Origin of the sequence: Viridibacillus arenosi, assembly GCF_001955655.1 — a bacterium.
Lineage (GTDB): Bacteria > Bacillota > Bacilli > Bacillales_A > Planococcaceae > Viridibacillus > Viridibacillus arenosi.
Map to the genome: position 1 here is coordinate 93,082 of NZ_MSPW01000011.1, position 18,183 is coordinate 111,264.

Consider the following 18,183-nt stretch of genomic DNA (forward strand, 5'->3'; position numbering starts at 1 on the left):
ATTCATCAAGAGTAGATAATGAAAATCTGACATATATAGGGGTAGGGGACACAATGCTACAATATTATTCCATTGTAAGTGGAAAAGGTAATAAGGTTGCTATTTTTCTTCCTGGTACTGGATGGTCAGGAAGTATGGGGATGCCTATAGCGGATGCATTACATAAGGAGTTTACTACACATATGATTGATCTACCTGGTATCGGGAAGAGTACTGGAATTGAAGGTGTAGTGACAGAAAGAGATATGGCTGATTGGCTTCATGGCTATATCGAAAAGAATCATTTAGATAAAGTTGCTATCATCGGGCACTCATTAGGGGGAATTATTGGTTTAGCATATGCATTCTATTATCCTAAGAAAGTAGATCGACTGATTCTTTTAGATATCGGATATGATAGGGTTAATCGTTTCCCTGTTAAAATGTTCGGTAAAACGGGATACTTCTTACCTATCATAAGTATTTGTCATAAATTATTTGGACAACGTTTACTAGGGAAGGAATCATACGATGAGCAAGTATCAAAGCCTAAAACAGAGGAAGAAATTAAGAAAGTTATTGAAAAGTTTAAATTTGAAGATAGTCCTTTTATTAGAGAAGCCATTGAAAACCAACGATCAAGTAATTTATCGGGGATTAGTTTGTTGTTAGCTGCTTATAGGAGCAATCCACCTAAAATCTTAAAAACAATTCAAATGCCTTGTTTGCTTCTTTATGGAAATCGGGAAAATAGTCCAGCTGCTGCGCAACGAAAAGTAAAGAAAGAAGTGGAAGGAATAAAATCAAATCAAGTAAAAGTTCAGATGTTAAAGGGTGATCATTATGCCCATGTACAGGATAAAAGAGCGATAGAGTATATCAGTACTTTTTTGGCTTAACATGTAAGGGAATCGTTAAAAGTCAAAAAACTTAGTGGTAAAATAAATAGAATTAGAAAAAAATGTAGACTTTTTTTCTTCAAATAAGAGGATGGATGTTCTAATTTTTTGAGTTGGTATTGGACAAGCACATACGGTAATGGCTGTTTTTTAAAAGCATGTTGCTGTTAAAACATAAAGACAGAGTAAATCTACAAAATGTGTAGAAATAGCTCTGTTTTTTTGTTTTAAAAATTCGTAAATAGAAAGATTGTTACTTTTAAAAAAATGAAGTGTATATATTTTTTAAGCATGTTACATTCGAAATGCACCAAATAAATCCAAAAGAAGAAAGGAAGAAAGAATATATGAAATTTAAAGTTGAAACACTACCTAACTATCGCTTAGCTTATGTGCGACGTGTTGGTCCGTATGGTTCTGCAAATATTGAAGTTATGGAGAAGTTGAAAAAATGGGCAAGAGAGAAAAATCTTTCGTCAATTATACTTGCAATTCAACAAGATAACCCTGAGACAACACTTCCTGAAGACTGTAGATTTGATGCTTGTATTGTGATTTCAGAGGATTATCAAATCGATAATTCAATTTGTGAAGGTGAACTTGCTGGTGGAAAGTACCTTGCTTACGAAGTCAAACATACAGCCGAAGACATTCAAGAAGCATATGCCAATATTTTTATTGATTTACAAATGAATGGATATCAAATTGATAACAAACCTATTTTGGAAAGATACACTGAGGAGATGGTAAACAACCATTATTGCGAAATATGTGTACCGATAAAAGCTTAATAAGTTTGATTAGCTTACTTTACTTGATTTTTACTCCAGTAAGGCACTAAAAATTTATTGGCTATGTTTAATGATATTATTGAAATTCTCTAAAACAATAAGCGTATTCGAGTTATAAATCGAATACGCAAATTGTTTCGAGTGGCGAATGATTAATAAACACCAACTAAGGATAATTTCCAAGTCGGATAGAACTTCGTAGTTAAAAACAAGTCATTACAAATTAAACAATAAATTTCGTAAACCAAGCTACATAATGAGCTCCTGGAATGAAAAAGACTTGTGCTAGTAATGTCCCAAACAATCGGGAAGTCATCATCATAATTGACATACCTTTTAGATTCGAATAACTGCCTCTTTGGTTAATGACGTCATCGGCAAGAATTGATATTCTTGGGTCAATAAAGATGATAAGCAAGATAGTAGCTACCCCGTTAATAAGACCTGAGGCCATAATGGCTGTTGCTTTTCTTTCTGGAGCGATCAACCCAGCGTACAAAGCAGATAATACTCCAATTGTGTAGATAGCTGTGATCACCATATTGATGAAAAATAATTTTACTGGGATATCTTTTAATCGTATATCCTTTACATAAGAAATTTTTGGCAAGTGAATATGCTTTAGTCCGCGTTTTATGTATGCAAATGTGAAGCCCTTTTTAATCAACGACGGAATGGAGCCTCTTTCTTCAGCTAAATGGATAATTGCTCTAGAAAAAATGGCGATAAAAGTTGGGAGTAGTAGAATCCCGATGATAGTACCTATTGTGGAAGATGCAATGATGATCCTAAATTGACTTTCGACAAATTCTAGAGTATTTTCTTTTGGTGCTTTATCAATTAGGCTTCCAGTAAAAGGTTGCTGCATCATATTAGCAAGCCTTGATACCATGACCATCAAGTTAAATAAGGATAAAGCAGAAGCAAGCAGTTTAACTCTTGCACCGGATAATCGGACAGCGTATGCAAGTGTTTCGATACAATGGATAATCAGTATAAACAGTGCAATGAATATTAGTTTCTCAGTAAATAGTTCTGAAATAAAATCACCTTCTCTTAGATGATATATTAGCATAATCAAACGATAAAAACTGATTTTAGACATAAGCAAAGAAAAGATATTTTTATTGATACCATATTTTGTTATTATTACATGTAACACACTAACAATTTTGTGCAGAGAAGATTTAATTATTTCGTTTTTCTTGGTACATTCAAGTGTTAATAATAGGAGAAATTACAGAGTGAAATACTACAATTCAAAGTGAGGTGTAACAGTGCAAGCATTGATTATTCGTTATATTGCGTTGCTTTTTACTATAGGCGTATTAATAATTCATATCTTGCTGAATAGTGGGCCGGTAACAAACACAATCATTATAGCCACAGCTACTTTGTGCTTATATTTTACAATCCCACTTAGTAAAATACCTATCATTAATTATCTCATTATGGTGTTATTAATCCCAATAGGATTGGTACTTTCAATAGATGTTGTTTATTTATTGCCCATGCATGCTTTTTTTATAATGGAGGGAGCTTTTCAACTAAAACATCGGGAACATACAATTTACATAAGTTCGCTTGTCTTCGTTTGTACAGCAATAACTTTATTGAAATATCTTCCTTTTTTAAATTTTGTGTTATTTATTTCGATTTGTATAAGTTCATTCTTTGTAAGTCAACTTTTTTGGAACGTTAAAGAAAAAGGTGATCTTTATACAGGATTGCTTGGGGAATATCGAACGTTAAAGCGCTCTTTTGTAGAGCAAGAACAATTAGCTCGAGCAGAAGAACGCACGAAAATGGCGAGAGATATCCATGATTCAGTGGGACATAAGTTAACAGCTTTGTTAATGCAATTAGAGGTTCTATCCATCGAGAATAATTTGAAAGGTATAAAAGACATAAAAGAATTAGCTAGAGATAGTTTGGATGAAACGAGAAATGCAGTGCGACAGCTGAAAACGGCTGAAGTAAGCGGTATTCAATCTGTTATTCAATTAATACGAAAGCTTGAAATGGAGAGCCATTTACAAATTCGTTTTACTTTTGAAAAAGGTGTGTTAACTTTACCGATTTCCAATAAACAAAGTATTGTTCTCTATCGCGTACTCCAGGAAAGTTTGACGAATGCGATGAAATATAGTGATTCAAAAGAAGTAGAAGTAATCTTAAGACAAAATTCATTACAACAGGTTCATTTTATAGTGAAAAATAAAGTGTTGAAACTAAAGGCTTTTGAATTAGGATTCGGACTCACGAATATGATGGGTAGAGTAGAAGAAATCGGTGGAGAACTTCGTGTCAATCGGACCGAAGATCATTTTATAGTTGAAGGTACATTTCCAATAAAAGAGAGGGAATAGAGAATGGTACATATTTTGATTGTTGAAGATCAGGCTATTGTGCGCAATGGGCTGAAGATGATTGTAGAGCAAGAGCCGGATTTTGAAATTGTTGCGGAAGCAAGTAATGGAGTTGAAGCACTGGCTGCACTTGAAAATCATCATATTGATCTCGTACTAATGGATGTCAGAATGCCAGAAATGAATGGGATAGAAGCAACTAAAAGAATCCGCAATCGATTCCCACAAATTAAAGTTTTAGTGTTGACGACGTTTGACGATGAAGAATATGCGTTCGAAATATTAAAAGACGGGGCTAATGGATTTTTGTTAAAATCAGCAGAACCTCATAAATTAATTAGTGCTATCCATAGTGTCCTTGAAGGAGGGCTCGTATTACATGAGGATGTTGCAGCAAAGTTAATGCCTAAATTATTGAAAAAATCGCCTCCATCACAACCAGTTCATACTTTAACTGAACGAGAGCTTGATGTAGTGAGGCTCGTAGGTGAGGGCAAGACAAATAAGGAAATATCAGAAGAATTGTTTTTATCAATTGGTACAGTGAAGAATTATATGACACATATTCTACAGGAACTTGATTTAAGGGATCGTACACAGTTAGCCATTTATGCTGTGAAAAATGATCTCGTATGAGTAATGAAAGAAGCGGCGATTAACTCGTCGCTTTTTTATGTGACTGAGGTCATATCGATTTATGACGTTAGCTAGTCGGCAAGCAATGTGATTTTATTTATAGTGTAATTAAGGAGAGAGGGGATGTAATTTATGATAGAAGTAGTGGATTTAACAAAAACATATAAAAAAGTAAATGTGGTAGATCACGTGAATTTATATATTGAGCCAGGTGAGATTGTGGGGTTACTTGGTCCAAATGGTGCGGGAAAATCGACAGCGATTGCCATGATATCAACGCTTATCAAACCATCAAAGGGTGATGTATTGCTACACCAAAAAAGCGTTATAAATGATCAAGGTTCTTTGCGAGAGGTGTTGGGGGTCGTACCACAAGAAATAGCTTTATATAGTGATTTAACGGCTAGAGAAAATCTGCATTTCTTTGGCAGTATTCATAAAATGCCAAAAGATAAATTGAAAGAGCGAATTGAAATTGTATTAGAAGAAATTGGCCTACAAGATGAAAACAAAAAACTGGTCAAACATTACTCAGGTGGTATGAAACGTCGGTTAAATATTGGCGTGGCGCTATTACATGAGCCTGAATATTTAATCATGGATGAACCAACTGTAGGGATAGATCCTCAATCACGAAATCACATTTTAGAGACCGTGAAAAAACTAAATGAACGATCCAATACAGCAATTATTTACACAAGTCATTACATGGAAGAAGTCGAATTTTTATGTGATCGTATTTACATTATTGATAAGGGAAGGGTTATTGCATCTGGTACAAAGGATGAGATAAAAGCTATTCTGTCTTCTGAGAAAACCGTGCGTCTTAAACTTGAGAAACCTTCTAAACAACTTGTTGAGGATTTAACTTTGAATCCTATGTTATCAAATACATTAGCTAAGGATGCGGAGATTACTTTTACAGTAGCGAAAGATACAAATTTTCTACCTATGATCTTAACATTGTGTGACCAACATCATGTGGCATTAAATAGTTTTCAAATAGAAGAGCCAAGTCTTGAAGATGTATTTTTACACTTAACAGGTAGAGCATTACGAAATTAGGAGGAGAGCTAATGTTCTTAGCGCTTATCGTAAAACAATTAAAAATATTGAGTAGAAACCCTTTAGAGTTGCTAGTTCTTCTGTTAATGCCTGTTGTATTAATTACAATTTTAAGTGTAGCTCTTGGACCTATAATGGATGGGAATAGTGAAATGTTTGATTTGGATATAGCTGTTATTCAACATGATGACGAAGAAGCGCAGCTCGAATCCTTTCTAAAAAAGTCAAATGAAAGTATGCCAATTGATGAAAAGTTGAAGGAAAGCATAAAACAAATGCTTCCAGTAACTTTGTTGCTCGATCAATTAACGGGAAATGAAGAAATGAAGAAATTTGTAACAGTAAAAAAACTAAATGAGAATGAACTTAATAAGGCAAGAAAAAGTGGAGACTATGACGTAATTATCGACGTTCCAAAGAATTTCACTGATGCGTATTTATCGTCCGTTTTTTTATCAGGAAGCAAACCTTCTTTAAATGTCTATTTAGATGAGGATCAACCTGTTACTTCATCAATTACTAAAAGCATGCTCGATTATTTCCAACAACAATATTCTTTACTAACACAATTGAACAATGCTGATCAGTTAGATGCTAAAGTAACTAGTCCTAAAATTGTAGTCGCTTCGGATATTGAGACAATAGCCAACCAAAAGAGTATCTCATCAAAAATTTATTATACGTTTAGTATGAGTGTCATGTTCATCTTATATATGGCTAGTACTATAGCAAGTTTGGCTTTTTTAGAAAAAGATATGAATATTTTCGACCGGATTGTATTAGCACGAATTCATCCAATAACGTATTTAGGTAGCATCATTGTATCAACTATTCTCTTAGCAATGATTCAGATGACTATTTTGTTTACTGTTTCACATTTTATGTTTGATATTCAATTTGAACAGTTCGGATTATATGTACTAATTACATTTCTTCTGGCCGTTATTGTAGGAGCTTTAGCAGCATTATTGTCAGCGATTAATTATAGAAATAATTCATCAGGAGCTTCAAATATATTTTCAGCTGCAATAATATCTATTCTTGCCTTAGTAGGAGGGAGTTTCATTCCAATAAGTCAGCTATCTTCATTTTTATCATCACTTGGAAAATGGACACCGAATGGAGCAGCACTTGAAGCTTATTTGAAACTGCAGCAAAATGCGACGTTTCTTGATATTCAAGATCTAGTCTTCAACTTAAGTATGTTAGGCATAGGTCTCCTAGTTATAGCGTTTGTACTCTTTCCTAGAAGAGGTGGCATATTATGATGAATATTTTAAAGACGAAATTTTTATTATTTAGAAGAAAGCCTGCAGCTTATATTGTAACAACTATTATCATTTGTATATTTACTTATTTAATGGGTCAAGGCCAAGTAACAAAGGAACCTATTGCCTTATTTTCTACACTAAATAACGAACAGCAGTCGGTAATTATGAAAGAGTTAAAAAAACTATCGCAATATGATTTCACATTGTATGAAGAGGATGAGGCGATTAAACAAGTAAAAGATGGCAAAGTTGATGTTGCTATATCTTTAAAAGATGATGGGTATAAATTAATCGTAGCACCAGATTTTATGAATGCTCCGATGTTGGGGAATGAGTTGAATGCGATTTACAGTCAGGTATTATTAAAGCATGCGATAATTCAATCATCTCCTGATGAACAAAAAGAGCAAATAACAAGTAAAATAGAGAAAATTCAAGATGAACCAAGTTTTAATATTGGCTATAAAAACTTGGGAAATGAAAATGGGATAAAGTTTGATCAGAAGTTGCGTAGCTTATTTGGTTTTACACTATTCATGGTAATTTATACGATTGCAAGTGGCGTTAATCATATCGTTATGGAACGTAGGGATAGGATTTGGGAAAGGATAACTGTGTCAGCTATTCCAAAATGGAAAGCCTATCTAGCGAATTTAACCTATAGTTTCATGCTTGGCTACGTGCAAATTACTCTCGTGCTTACCATATTCTACTTTGGTGTAGGGATCGATTTCTATGGTGGCTATTGGAAGAGCTTAATTGTTGTCATTCCATATGTACTTTGTATTGTGTCACTTTCCATATTCATAGCAGCAATTGCAAATACACCTGGTAAATTTAATGCCTTTATGACGGTGCTGGCAGTTCCGTTAGCAATGCTTGGTGGAGCATACTGGCCACTTGAAATCGTAACATCGAAAATAATGTTAGCTTTATCAAAAATTTCACCAATAAAATACGGATTAGATTTATTAAATGGCGTCACAATTAATAGTAGTTCCACAACAGATTTACTATTACCTTTTAGTATATTAATGTTCATGACGATCATTTTCATGGGTATAGGGATAAATGTGTTAGAGAAAAAGGAACAAATTTAATCTTTTGGAAAGGGTACTTACATTTTGTATGTGAGTACCCTTTTATATTTCAATAATCACAATCTAGGGAAGTACTTTATGAGTTATAATGAAATAATTGGTATTTTATTTAAAGAATAATTTTTTCTAAACTGCGACCGTCTTAGTGGGTGATTAAATATTATGAGAGAACATTTAGATTCTATTCGAATTATAAAATAAACTTAGAGGAGGAAAACGTGGAGACTCATTGGTTAAAATCATTTATAAAAGCTGCAAAATATGAAAATTTACGTCTTGCTTCTGAAGAGCTATTTATTTCACAACCAGCTGTAACTAAGCATATTCAAAGCTTAGAGAAAAACTTAAATACACAGTTGTTTATTAGGCAAAATAAATCCATTCGATTAAATCAAAATGGTGAAATGTTTTTACCTATTGCCCAGGAAATTATTGACACTTATGAGGCGGGGATTCATCAGTTTCAGCAATATGTAGAAGGTTTTGAAAGAGAGCTGACGATAGCAGTTGCACCTCAAATTGCCAATTCTATGCTGCCATCTATTTTAAAACAATTTTCGAAACAAAAATCACATGTAAGTGTGCGTGTAGAAATCATTAAATCCAATGAGATTGCAAACAGTATTCAATCAGGACAATCACATGTCGGTTTGTCAAAAATCAAACCTGTAAATCCGGTTTTAAGCGTTAAATGTTTAATTGATGAGCCTATTGTTTGTGTAGGTCCAAAACATTTGGAAAGTATGGATATGGTAGAAATAATACGACAGGAAAAGGTATTGACTCATGAATATGCTCCTTATTGGGATGAAGTTAATCATCAGTTGCAACAACAATTTACTCATACTACCAATATGAAGGTGAATCAAACTGAGGCTATAAAACAAATGATACTAGAAGGAATAGGTGTAGCATTTTTACCGAAAAGTGTAGTGCGTAAGGAGTTAGAAGATGACAGACTAGCATTATTAGCGACAAATATACTTAATACCTGTACATCTAAAACGTATTTTATATCAAAGCATAGTTCAGCCGAGACGGAACATCTTTTTGAAATCTGCAAATCTATTTATGGGACTTAAAAATTGAGGGATAGATAAAGCGAGTATATCTGGCTTTATCTATCCCTGTTTTGTATGGCGAAAATAGGCTCTTACATCCATATTCATTTGTAGTTTAACTTCTTTTTACAAATAGTAGAAGATGAATACAAAAAAGTCGCCCAATTTTCAAATGGGCGACTCTTTTTATTTTGTAGCTAATACACGAAGACGGTAATAATCCGCAATCCACTTTCCATCTTGATACAAAGTGGTTTTTAAATGTGCTTCTGTTCGTTTAATAACTTTTTCTTTTTCAATTTTGGTCAAATGCTCGAGTAGACTGTCACTAAACATATTCAACCAGTTTAAAATACCATCTTCTCCAGATAATTCAGTAGGACGATTATATAATTCTACATAGTGCACATTAAAGCCATGTTCATCAAGTAAAGCAACATACTCGGCCACGCTTGGAAAATACCACGGGAACTCTTCTGCTTTGTATTCATAATCTAGTTCACTAAATGATTGTTGAATTGCTTCCACAATAGATTGAATATTACCTTGCCCACCCAATTCAGCGACAAAGCGACCACCATCTATTAAAGCTTCATAAATACTTGCAACGGCCTTATCTTGAGATTTCACCCAATGTAAAGCAGCGTTAGAAAAAACTGCATCAAACTGTTTTGAATAACCAAGGTGTTGCGCATCTTTGACGTAGAAGGGAATATGACCAAATTTTTGGTTTGCTTGTTCAATCATTGATTCTGACTGATCAATCCCAATGACTTTTGCACCTAATTCAGCGATTTGTGCAGCTAAATCACCGGTACCACAACCGACATCTAAAATCTGCTCTCCTACTTTTGGATGAAGAAACGAAATTAATCCTTCCCCATATTTTGAAACAAATTGATGTTTTGTATCATATAAAGTTGCATTCCAAGTACTATTCATTTCACTCACTCCTTTTCTTAAGAAAACTATACTGTTAATTGGAATGATATAGAAATAATTAAAAAGTTGATTTTTGATAACGATTTGGAATTAGGTTATTAAGAAGAGCTTATTTCTTTTACATTGAAAATTAATATATTTAGATAGTTTTGTTCAAGTCATGTTTACAAAATAAATACTAAGAATAAATCAAAAGAAAATGAACAAATTATAGTGGATGGAGGTGAATATAAATGGCGAATAACAACCAAGAAAAGAATAAAGCGAAAAAGAAAAATGACTTAGGTCGTGAAGAATTTGGGTATGGGTTTGATTTGAGTCCAGATGACTTTGATGTAGTTGGACAAAATGATGAAGCACATAAACAACATAATCATGAAGAAAAACAAAAACCGAATAATAAAAATAATGCTAGAAGAATAAATGAATAAGTAAGGTGAATAGAGGAGTGCTACATATAAAACGATATTAAATTGTTTTATTATGTAGTGCTTTTTTATTAGGCATGTTTAAATTTTTGTATGAGAGCAGATAATTTAACTGGTGGGAAAATGTTAGTAAATATTCGATATCATTGTGTCATATACATAAAATATTAAAACGATTTATATAATAGTTTAAGGTTATTTTCAATAGTATGTACACTACGACAGAAATCAATGTGATGAGGTTTTTAAAGCATAATTTTAATAATGAAAAGGAGGATATAATGAGAATAGGATACCGTTCTATTTCCATAATAGTTAACTTATTTCTAGGCTATTTATCTTTTTTTATAGGTTTATTATGGTTCATGACAATAATGTATGCATCGCATTCTTTTGGATTGAGAGTAGACTCTACTTTCGATGATGGTTTACTAGGTGTCTTTTTAATAATATCTATCATTGCAACAGCTATTTATATTCCTGCCTGCATTAATTTAAATAGTATAATAAGGCCGAAATTGGAAATGAGAAAATGGAGTTTTATTGCTTTTATATCCATAGTTTTTATCCTTGGTTTTTGTATTATTACCTTAACTATACAGTGAATTGGTGTTGGTAAATAAAAAAAATTACATTTTCTCATGACATGTAACAGGTCAATATAGCCCAACATATCAAGCTTTTAAGACTAATCTCTTTTTAGTATGTTCTCGATCAATCCAATATAAATTAAAAAACCTCTAGTTTTTAAATAAGTAAAGTGCTATGGTATTTACATACAATATAATAATCCTTCGGGGTCGGGTGAAATTCCCAATCGACGGTGATAAAGTAAAACTTTTAAGCCCGTGAGCCTTTTTTAGGCAGGATATGGTGAGAATCCAAAGCCGACAGTATAGTCTGGATGGGAGAAGGATGTAAAGAATATCAAGGTCTTATTAAATTTATGTAGATTTAATAGGTTTATTTAGCATTGATAATTTATGTCTCCTATCAAACTCCGTAGTGTTCTATGGGGTTTTTTTGATGCCCTAAAACTTATTTGTATTGTTGTTAATTTCATATGTAATATCCTTCGGGGTCGGGTGAAATTCCCAATCGACGGTGATGAAGTAAAACTTCTAAGCCCGTGAGCTTGATAAGAGCAGGATTTGGTGTGAGTCCAAAGCCGACAGTATAGTCTGGATGGGAGAAGGATGTAGAGAATATCGAAGTCTTATTAAAAATAAAGTATTTTAATAGGTTTATTTGCTTATGATATTTTACATAACTCCTATCAAACTCCGTAGAAATCTATGGAGTTTTTTTGATGGAAAAACTAAATAAGTAAGTCCTTCGGGGTCGGGTGAAATTCCCAATCGACGGTGATGAAGTGAATCTTCTAAGCCCGTGAGCTTGATAAGAGCAGGATTTGGTGCGAATCCAAAGCCGACAGTATAGTCTGGATGGGAGAAGGACAGCTAGATTACACGCAATTCCTTTTGAAAAATAGTATTTCATTAGGTTTATTTAGCGATGCGTTTATCTAATACTCTCCTAAACTCCCTAATTTAATTAGAGAGTTTTTTATTTTTCAAAAAGGGAGGTTTATCACAATGCATGACGAGTATTTTATGGATTTAGCGTTGAAATTTGCAACAGTAGGTGAGGATCAAACTTCGCCCAATCCGGTAGTAGGAGCGATCATTGTAAAAGAAGGTGCTGTAGTTGGTTTTGGAGCGCATCTTAGTGCCGGTTCTCATCATGCGGAAGTACATGCACTCAATATGGCCGGGGAAAATGCTGTTGGCAGTACAATGTATGTCACATTAGAGCCTTGTAATCATTATGGTAAAACACCACCATGTACGATGGCCATTTTGAATGCAGGTATAAAAAAAGTAGTGGTAGCAACACTCGATCCAAATCCCAAAGTAGCTGGCACTGGTGTAACAAAGCTAAAGGATGCTGGCATTGAAGTGGAAGTGGGGCTTTGTGAAGTCGAAGCTGTGAAATTAAATAAAGCTTATTTTCATTTTATGAAGCAGAAGTTGCCTTTTGTTACGTTAAAGCAAGCTATTACATTGGATGGCAAGATTGCTACCGTTCATGGAAAAAATGAAAATATCACAGGTAAAGAAGTGCAGGAGGATGTTCATCGAAAAAGAGGGCAAACGGATGCGATCTTAGTTGGTGTTGGGACGGTGTTAACAGATGACCCATTACTAACAAATCGATTTACAGAAAGTAAAAAACAACCGATTCGAATCATTTTGGACACGCATTTAAGAACACCTATAAATGCTAAGGTTATCACTGATCAAACAACGCAGACATGGATTGTTGTTGGGCTTGAAGTTACCCCTGATCATATCACCAGCTTTGCACAAGACAATGTACAAGTAATCCAACTTAAAACAAAAACAATCGCAATCCAGGACGTCCTTCAAGAGCTGGCAAGGCGAAATATCGTCACCCTTTATGTAGAAGGGGGGCAGCGTATAAATACGAGTTTTATCATTTCAGGTCTAGTTAATGAAATGATTACTTACATAGCACCAAAACTAGTAGGTGACCATGATGGAATGGGGATGTTGGAAGATTTAGAAGTAAAAAGCATGGCTGATGCTGTCCCACTAAAACTGCAGCAAGTGGATCGAATTGGTGATGTAATTAAAGTGATTTCGGGAGTGGGGGTATAGCGTATGTTCACAGGAATTATTGAGGCAAAAGGAAAAATTACAGAGCTGAAAAAAGATGCAGAGAGTATGAAATTTACTATTGAAGCTCAAGACATCATGTTGGATATGCAACTTGGCGATAGTGTAGCAGTAAACGGCGTATGCCTAACCGTTTCGCATTTCACACTTCACGAATTCACGTTAGATGTCATGCCAGAAACGGTCAAAGCGACAACAATTCACTCCTTAAAAGTAGGGCAGTTGGTGAATTTAGAAAGAGCAATGGCTGCAAATGGGCGATTTGGCGGTCACTTCGTTTCAGGTCATGTTGATGGGACAGGGACTATTATCAGAAAAACAAAGCAAGCAAATGCAGTCTACATTGACATCGCTATCTCTAGAGAACTGAGTGATTTGTGTATACCAAGGGGTTCCGTAGCCATTGATGGAACAAGCTTGACGATTTTTGAAAAACATCCTGAAAAATTGACTGTATCTCTTATTCCACATACGTATCAAGAAACTATTTTTGCACTTAAAGAAACGGGACAACAAGTGAATATCGAAACAGATATGCTAGGTAAATACATTATTCATCAATTACAGAATAACGATAGTACTTCAGCAATTACAATGGATTTTTTACAACAAAACGGATTTTAAAACGGGCGGTGTATAGCAATGTTTCACTCAATTGAAGAAGCATTAAAGGATTTAAAAGAAGGCAAAATGATCATAGTCGTTGATGATGAAAATCGTGAAAATGAAGGGGATTTAGTAGCACTTGCAGAATATGCAACGCCAGAAAATATTAACTTTATGGCAACACATGCAAGAGGTCTAATTTGTACACCAATAACAGAAAAAATCGCAACAGAGCTCAATTTACATCCAATGGTGTCCAATAATACGGATCACCATCAAACGGCATTTACAGTAAGTATTGATCATTGTAATGCAAAGACGGGTATTAGTGCATTTGAGCGTTCACAAACGATTCAACATTTATTGAATACCAATGCATTAGCCGATGATTTTAAAAGACCGGGTCACGTTTTTCCGTTAGTTGCTAAAAGAAATGGCGTATTAGAAAGACCTGGTCATACAGAAGCTGCAGTTGATTTGGCGAAAGCATGCGGCGCAATTCCAGCTGGTATTATCTGTGAAATAATGGGGGATAGCGGAGAGATGTCTACTGGACAAGAGCTAATAGACTTCGCTCAAAAACATCAGTTAAAAATAATTACGATTGAAAGTTTAATTCAATATCGTTACATCCAAGAAGATCTAGTCACTAGAGCAGCTAATGTACAACTTCCTACAAGCTATGGCCATTTCAATTTGATTGGCTATGAAAACGACATCGACAAGTTCGAACATGTAGCCCTTGTAAAAGGGGATGTAAGTATTGTAGAAGCTCCGATTGTGCGCGTTCACTCATCTTGTCTAACTGGTGATATTTTTCATTCTGAAAGATGTGATTGTGGTCCTCAATTGGAACAGGCCTTAAAAGTCATCGAGACTGAAGGGGCGGGTGTTGTGTTGTATATGCAGCAAGAGGGTAGAGGTATCGGTTTGATCAATAAGCTACGTACTTATGAGTTACAAGAGCAGGGCTTTGATACAGTTGAAGCCAATGTAAAGTTGGGTTTTCCTGCAGATGCACGTGACTATGCATTAGCAGCTCAAATGCTAAGAAATTTAGGTATTTCAAAAGTTCGCTTATTAACGAACAACCCAGATAAAGTACAAAGCCTAAAAGCATATGGCATTGAAGTTGTCGAAAGATTGCCAATTGAAATTGAAGCTGTAGCAAGCAATTTATTTTATTTAGAAACTAAAAAAGAAAAGATGAATCATCTTATTTCGTAAAGGGGAGCTTAAAATGGGAAAAGTATTTGAAGCACAATTAATTGGAACAGATTTAAAAATTGGTATTGTAGTAGGTAGGTTTAATGAGTTTATCACAAGTAAATTACTAGGTGGCGCAATGGACGGCTTAGTACGACATGGCGTTTCAGAAGACAATATTGATGTTGCGTGGGTACCTGGTGCATTTGAAGTGCCCTTTATAGCAAAGCAAATGGTAGAGAAAGGTGACTACGATGCCGTAATAGGTTTGGGGACGGTTATACGTGGTTCCACATCCCATTATGATTATGTGTGCAATGAAGCAGCAAAAGGAATTGCCAATGTTTCGTTAAATACAAATGTACCCGTTATTTTCGGTATAGTCACAACAGAAAATATTGAACAAGCAATCGAACGCTCAGGTACGAAATCAGGCAATAAAGGCTATGATTCTGCAGTTGCTGCAATTGAGATGGCTAATTTAAAGCGTCTATTTTAAAAATAAGGCACTTCTACGATATTGTAGAAGTGCCATTTACATATCAGTCATTATACATGCCGCTTGCATCCATTAACATGAGAATCAAGGGTATGATACCTAGTGTGAAGCAGGTAATCGTTAATATTTTTGCTTGTCTAGCTTCTCGTATATTTCCTTCATGAAGGTGTTCTATAAATGAAATTTTAAAATAATAGCTCAATATTAATAATAGAATAGGACTATACATAATTATTGTACTCAAAAAATCACCTCGATTTCCAAATTTATCATAAATATAATTATATCAAAATATAAATGTATTGAAAGCCTTCGTTTACAGCTACAATAGAAAAGCACCTCCAATTGTAGACTTAAGTCTAACAATTGAGGTGCAGATTTAATTCAATGAATTATTTTTTCTCCATTTTTAATTTTATCTAGTAACCTTTTTACTTTCTCTCTTGTTTCTGGATTAGTTGGATCTAAATTACATCCTTCTGGAATATTCGCATGATCTCCATTATAATCGATTTCTTTATCTAATTTAAATAAGTCTAATTCAGTAATGCTTTCATCTTCTAACTCACCAAATGCAGCAACAATTCGTAATTCATCATTTCCTTCATCAATAAACGTTAATTTAGAATTATAAGTACCTAACTCTTCTTGATCTGCTAAGTGGTGACAAACTATTTCTAAAATATCATCTGCATTTAATTTAAAATAATGATGCTTTTTATCGTTTTTTTTATTTTTCAATTTAATATAGCCCACCTTAAAAATTTTAAATCACACGAAATTGGTATGATTTTTGTTGTTTACTATCCCAAATAACCTAACTAGTTAATACTATTATCCTAACCAATTGTTATTATAAGCAATTATTCCAATAATAGCACCAATTGAAGCTCCGAAAAGTAAATAAAAGATTGTTTTTGCTTTTGAAATACCCATTTATTTTTTGAATCATCCAAGAACAAAGACCTCCTTCATATTATGGAAATACTTATCATTATTGTAACTTGAAATAGCCAAAAAAACTGTTTGCTAGTTTTGTAAATCATCAACGAGCTTTTATCTCGAATTTTGTTATTAATTAAACCTTATTTTAATGTTGCGATGGAAAAAAATAGAAACTCCGTTTAAATCATCTCGACATTATATTAAATATACATATTAGGATGGAGGTAGCTAGATATTATGAGAAAATCAATCAAAATATTAATATTTCTTTTGTTACTATTGATTTCTATTACAACAATTTATGTCGAAGTGAATAAAATGATTTATAAAAATCGAGTAATGGAATATCTTGTAGCGGAGAAAGGCTATAACAAAGAAGAGATTAAAGAAATTAAAGGTGTGTGGGGGAAGAAACTACCTCCTTTTTACACTACTGTTATTTTTAAAGATGAACCATCTATTATATACTCGTATTTTGCACATAATGACATTAAGCAATTTGAGTATCGTTCTTTAAATAATGAAGTTAATTTAAAATCATCTGACCTCAAACATTATGAACCCTATTAATTTCAAGGAAAACAACAATAAAGTTAAACATAGCCAAAATTTTAAAAAGTACTGTTCATTATAATAAATGGATGTAGAGAAGTATAAGGAATGCTGAAAACTAATAGAAAAGTACCTTATTTAGTAACGAAAAATTTAATTCGAATAATATACAGTATGGAATAGGCAGAACAATCAAAAAGAGCAAGAAAGTAAATATTATAACCCCTCTTCTACTTTGAAAATTTCTAAGGAGAAGGGGGTTTTTGTATGGGCTCTTATAGGTTTTCACTATATCCGGCCTTGCTAGAAATTTGTTTGGCTAAATTGATCGTTTCATTGATGATTAAACTTTTTTTGGGGTCGAAGCCATTGATTGGATGGGTGAAGCTAGTGGCAGCAATAATTTTATTTTGGTTATTAAAAATAGGAGCGGAAATACATGTGAATATTTCAACAGCCTCTCCTATTTCTTGAATCCAACCTTGTTGTTGAATGATATGTAATTGTTTTAATAATTTTGGAATTGAATCGATCGTTTTATCTGTAAGTTTTGTAAAAGAATATCCAGTATATAATTGCTCTATTTCGGTATCTGAATATTGACTTAGTAACACTTTCCCCATTGCTGTGGCATGTGCAGGCAATGTCATCCCAGGAGATGTGACTAAGTGAATTTGTGATGAAGCATCTACTTTGGATAAATAAATAATATTTAACCCATTTAAAATGGCAAGTTGGCAAGTTGCCCCAATTTTATTGACCGATTGCAGCGCTAAATCATTAAATGTACTGGTGATGTTAAACTGTCTCAAGTATTTTGATCCCAAAATACCTAACTGTGGACCTAATACATATGTTTGCTTGTTGGTTTTTTCAAGATAACTTAATTCAGTTAATACATGAAGTATGGAATAAACAGTACTCTTATTAATCTCGGTTTTATTAATTATATCCGTCATCGTTAATTCTACTTCTGAATTTAAGAGAATATTAAAAATCAAGTGCGCTTTTTCAAGGGCTGGAACAGAGTAGCTCATATAAAGTCTCCTTGCATTTTTAGATTGGTTTAATTTTCTAGTACTAGCATACTACAATTCCTTATTGGATGATAATTCACTTTTCTATAAATTTGTTA

The 18,183-nt window shown here is 33.7% G+C and carries 19 protein-coding genes and 3 riboswitches; of the genes, 15 read left to right on the forward strand and 4 right to left on the reverse strand.

Going from position 1 to position 18,183, the window contains the following annotated elements; genetic code table 11:
• Window positions 1-53: 53 nt before the first annotated feature.
• Both BK137_RS17425 and BK137_RS17430 read left to right on the forward strand, forming a co-directional pair.
• Window positions 54-878: an alpha/beta fold hydrolase gene (locus tag BK137_RS17425; protein ID WP_038182533.1), complete on the forward strand. Its 825-nt coding sequence runs from the start codon at window positions 54-56 to the stop codon at window positions 876-878.
• Between the two features lie 347 nt (window positions 879-1,225).
• On the forward strand, window positions 1,226-1,669 hold the full coding sequence (locus BK137_RS17430) for an AraC family transcriptional regulator (RefSeq protein ID WP_038182529.1): 444 nt from the start codon (window positions 1,226-1,228) through the stop codon (window positions 1,667-1,669).
• Window positions 1,670-1,892: 223 nt separating this feature from the next.
• Here BK137_RS17430 and BK137_RS17435 read toward each other — a convergent pair whose 3' ends face one another.
• Window positions 1,893-2,744 (reverse strand): lipid II flippase Amj family protein, encoded by an 852-nt coding sequence (locus BK137_RS17435; protein WP_081730067.1) that lies wholly within the window; start codon window positions 2,742-2,744, stop codon window positions 1,893-1,895.
• Window positions 2,745-2,946: 202 nt separating this feature from the next.
• Between BK137_RS17435 and BK137_RS17440 the strand changes: the two genes are divergently transcribed.
• The 6 genes from BK137_RS17440 (at window position 2,947) to BK137_RS17465 (ending at window position 9,192) form a co-directional block, all read left to right on the forward strand.
• On the forward strand, window positions 2,947-4,038 hold the full coding sequence (locus BK137_RS17440; RefSeq protein ID WP_038182527.1) for a sensor histidine kinase: 1,092 nt from the start codon (window positions 2,947-2,949) through the stop codon (window positions 4,036-4,038).
• 3 nt (window positions 4,039-4,041) lie between these two features.
• Window positions 4,042-4,674 carry a response regulator transcription factor gene (locus tag BK137_RS17445; RefSeq protein WP_038182524.1) on the forward strand — a complete coding sequence of 211 codons (633 nt, stop codon included), beginning with the start codon at window positions 4,042-4,044 and terminating at the stop codon, window positions 4,672-4,674.
• A 132-nt stretch (window positions 4,675-4,806) separates the two neighbouring features.
• Complete coding sequence (locus BK137_RS17450) at window positions 4,807-5,739, forward strand: ABC transporter ATP-binding protein (protein WP_038182522.1); 933 nt, start codon at window positions 4,807-4,809, stop codon at window positions 5,737-5,739.
• An 11-nt stretch (window positions 5,740-5,750) separates the two neighbouring features.
• Window positions 5,751-7,007 (forward strand): ABC transporter permease, encoded by a 1,257-nt coding sequence (locus BK137_RS17455; protein WP_038182519.1) that lies wholly within the window; start codon window positions 5,751-5,753, stop codon window positions 7,005-7,007.
• Window positions 7,004-8,110: an ABC transporter permease gene (locus BK137_RS17460; RefSeq protein WP_038182516.1), complete on the forward strand. Its 1,107-nt coding sequence runs from the start codon at window positions 7,004-7,006 to the stop codon at window positions 8,108-8,110. The genes BK137_RS17455 and BK137_RS17460 overlap by 4 nt, the downstream gene beginning before the upstream one ends.
• Window positions 8,111-8,328: 218 nt before the next feature.
• Complete coding sequence (locus BK137_RS17465; protein ID WP_038182514.1) at window positions 8,329-9,192, forward strand: LysR family transcriptional regulator; 864 nt, start codon at window positions 8,329-8,331, stop codon at window positions 9,190-9,192.
• A gap of 165 nt (window positions 9,193-9,357) precedes the next feature.
• Here the strand turns inward: BK137_RS17465 and BK137_RS17470 are convergent, their stop codons facing one another.
• The gene (locus BK137_RS17470) at window positions 9,358-10,113 is read right to left on the reverse strand and encodes a class I SAM-dependent methyltransferase (RefSeq protein WP_038182511.1); all 756 of its coding nucleotides are present in this window, start codon (window positions 10,111-10,113) and stop codon (window positions 9,358-9,360) included.
• Window positions 10,114-10,346: 233 nt separating this feature from the next.
• On the opposite strand from BK137_RS17470, the gene BK137_RS17475 reads away from it, so the two are divergent.
• The 6 genes from BK137_RS17475 to ribH all read left to right on the forward strand — a co-directional run bounded on the left by BK137_RS17475 (window position 10,347) and on the right by ribH (window position 15,551).
• Window positions 10,347-10,544 (forward strand): hypothetical protein, encoded by a 198-nt coding sequence (locus BK137_RS17475; protein ID WP_038182509.1) that lies wholly within the window; start codon window positions 10,347-10,349, stop codon window positions 10,542-10,544.
• A gap of 278 nt (window positions 10,545-10,822) precedes the next feature.
• Window positions 10,823-11,146 carry a hypothetical protein gene (locus BK137_RS22410; RefSeq protein WP_038182506.1) on the forward strand — a complete coding sequence of 108 codons (324 nt, stop codon included), beginning with the start codon at window positions 10,823-10,825 and terminating at the stop codon, window positions 11,144-11,146.
• Between the two features lie 181 nt (window positions 11,147-11,327).
• A riboswitch (FMN riboswitch) is annotated at window positions 11,328-11,461 on the forward strand.
• A 147-nt stretch (window positions 11,462-11,608) separates the two neighbouring features.
• Window positions 11,609-11,742: riboswitch (FMN riboswitch) on the forward strand.
• 126 nt (window positions 11,743-11,868) lie between these two features.
• A riboswitch (FMN riboswitch) is annotated at window positions 11,869-12,002 on the forward strand.
• Between the two features lie 134 nt (window positions 12,003-12,136).
• Entirely contained in the window at window positions 12,137-13,222 is a 1,086-nt protein-coding gene (gene ribD, locus BK137_RS17485) for a bifunctional diaminohydroxyphosphoribosylaminopyrimidine deaminase/5-amino-6-(5-phosphoribosylamino)uracil reductase RibD (protein ID WP_038182504.1), read from the forward strand.
• A 3-nt stretch (window positions 13,223-13,225) separates the two neighbouring features.
• A complete protein-coding gene (gene ribE, locus BK137_RS17490) occupies window positions 13,226-13,864 on the forward strand; it encodes a riboflavin synthase (RefSeq protein WP_038182501.1) in 639 nt (212 codons plus the stop codon).
• Window positions 13,865-13,882: 18 nt separating this feature from the next.
• On the forward strand, window positions 13,883-15,073 hold the full coding sequence (locus BK137_RS17495; protein ID WP_038182498.1) for a bifunctional 3,4-dihydroxy-2-butanone-4-phosphate synthase/GTP cyclohydrolase II: 1,191 nt from the start codon (window positions 13,883-13,885) through the stop codon (window positions 15,071-15,073).
• Between the two features lie 13 nt (window positions 15,074-15,086).
• Window positions 15,087-15,551: a 6,7-dimethyl-8-ribityllumazine synthase gene (ribH, locus tag BK137_RS17500; RefSeq protein ID WP_038182497.1), complete on the forward strand. Its 465-nt coding sequence runs from the start codon at window positions 15,087-15,089 to the stop codon at window positions 15,549-15,551.
• Window positions 15,552-15,935: 384 nt separating this feature from the next.
• Here the strand turns inward: ribH and BK137_RS17505 are convergent, their stop codons facing one another.
• On the reverse strand, window positions 15,936-16,292 hold the full coding sequence (locus BK137_RS17505; RefSeq protein WP_038182494.1) for a hypothetical protein: 357 nt from the start codon (window positions 16,290-16,292) through the stop codon (window positions 15,936-15,938).
• A gap of 441 nt (window positions 16,293-16,733) precedes the next feature.
• Between BK137_RS17505 and BK137_RS17510 the strand changes: the two genes are divergently transcribed.
• Window positions 16,734-17,066, forward strand: coding sequence for a DUF3139 domain-containing protein (locus BK137_RS17510; RefSeq protein WP_038182491.1), 333 nt, complete (start codon window positions 16,734-16,736; stop codon window positions 17,064-17,066).
• Between the two features lie 257 nt (window positions 17,067-17,323).
• Here BK137_RS17510 and BK137_RS17515 read toward each other — a convergent pair whose 3' ends face one another.
• Window positions 17,324-18,085: an IclR family transcriptional regulator gene (locus BK137_RS17515; RefSeq protein ID WP_038182489.1), complete on the reverse strand. Its 762-nt coding sequence runs from the start codon at window positions 18,083-18,085 to the stop codon at window positions 17,324-17,326.
• Between the last annotated feature and the right edge of the window lie 98 nt (window positions 18,086-18,183).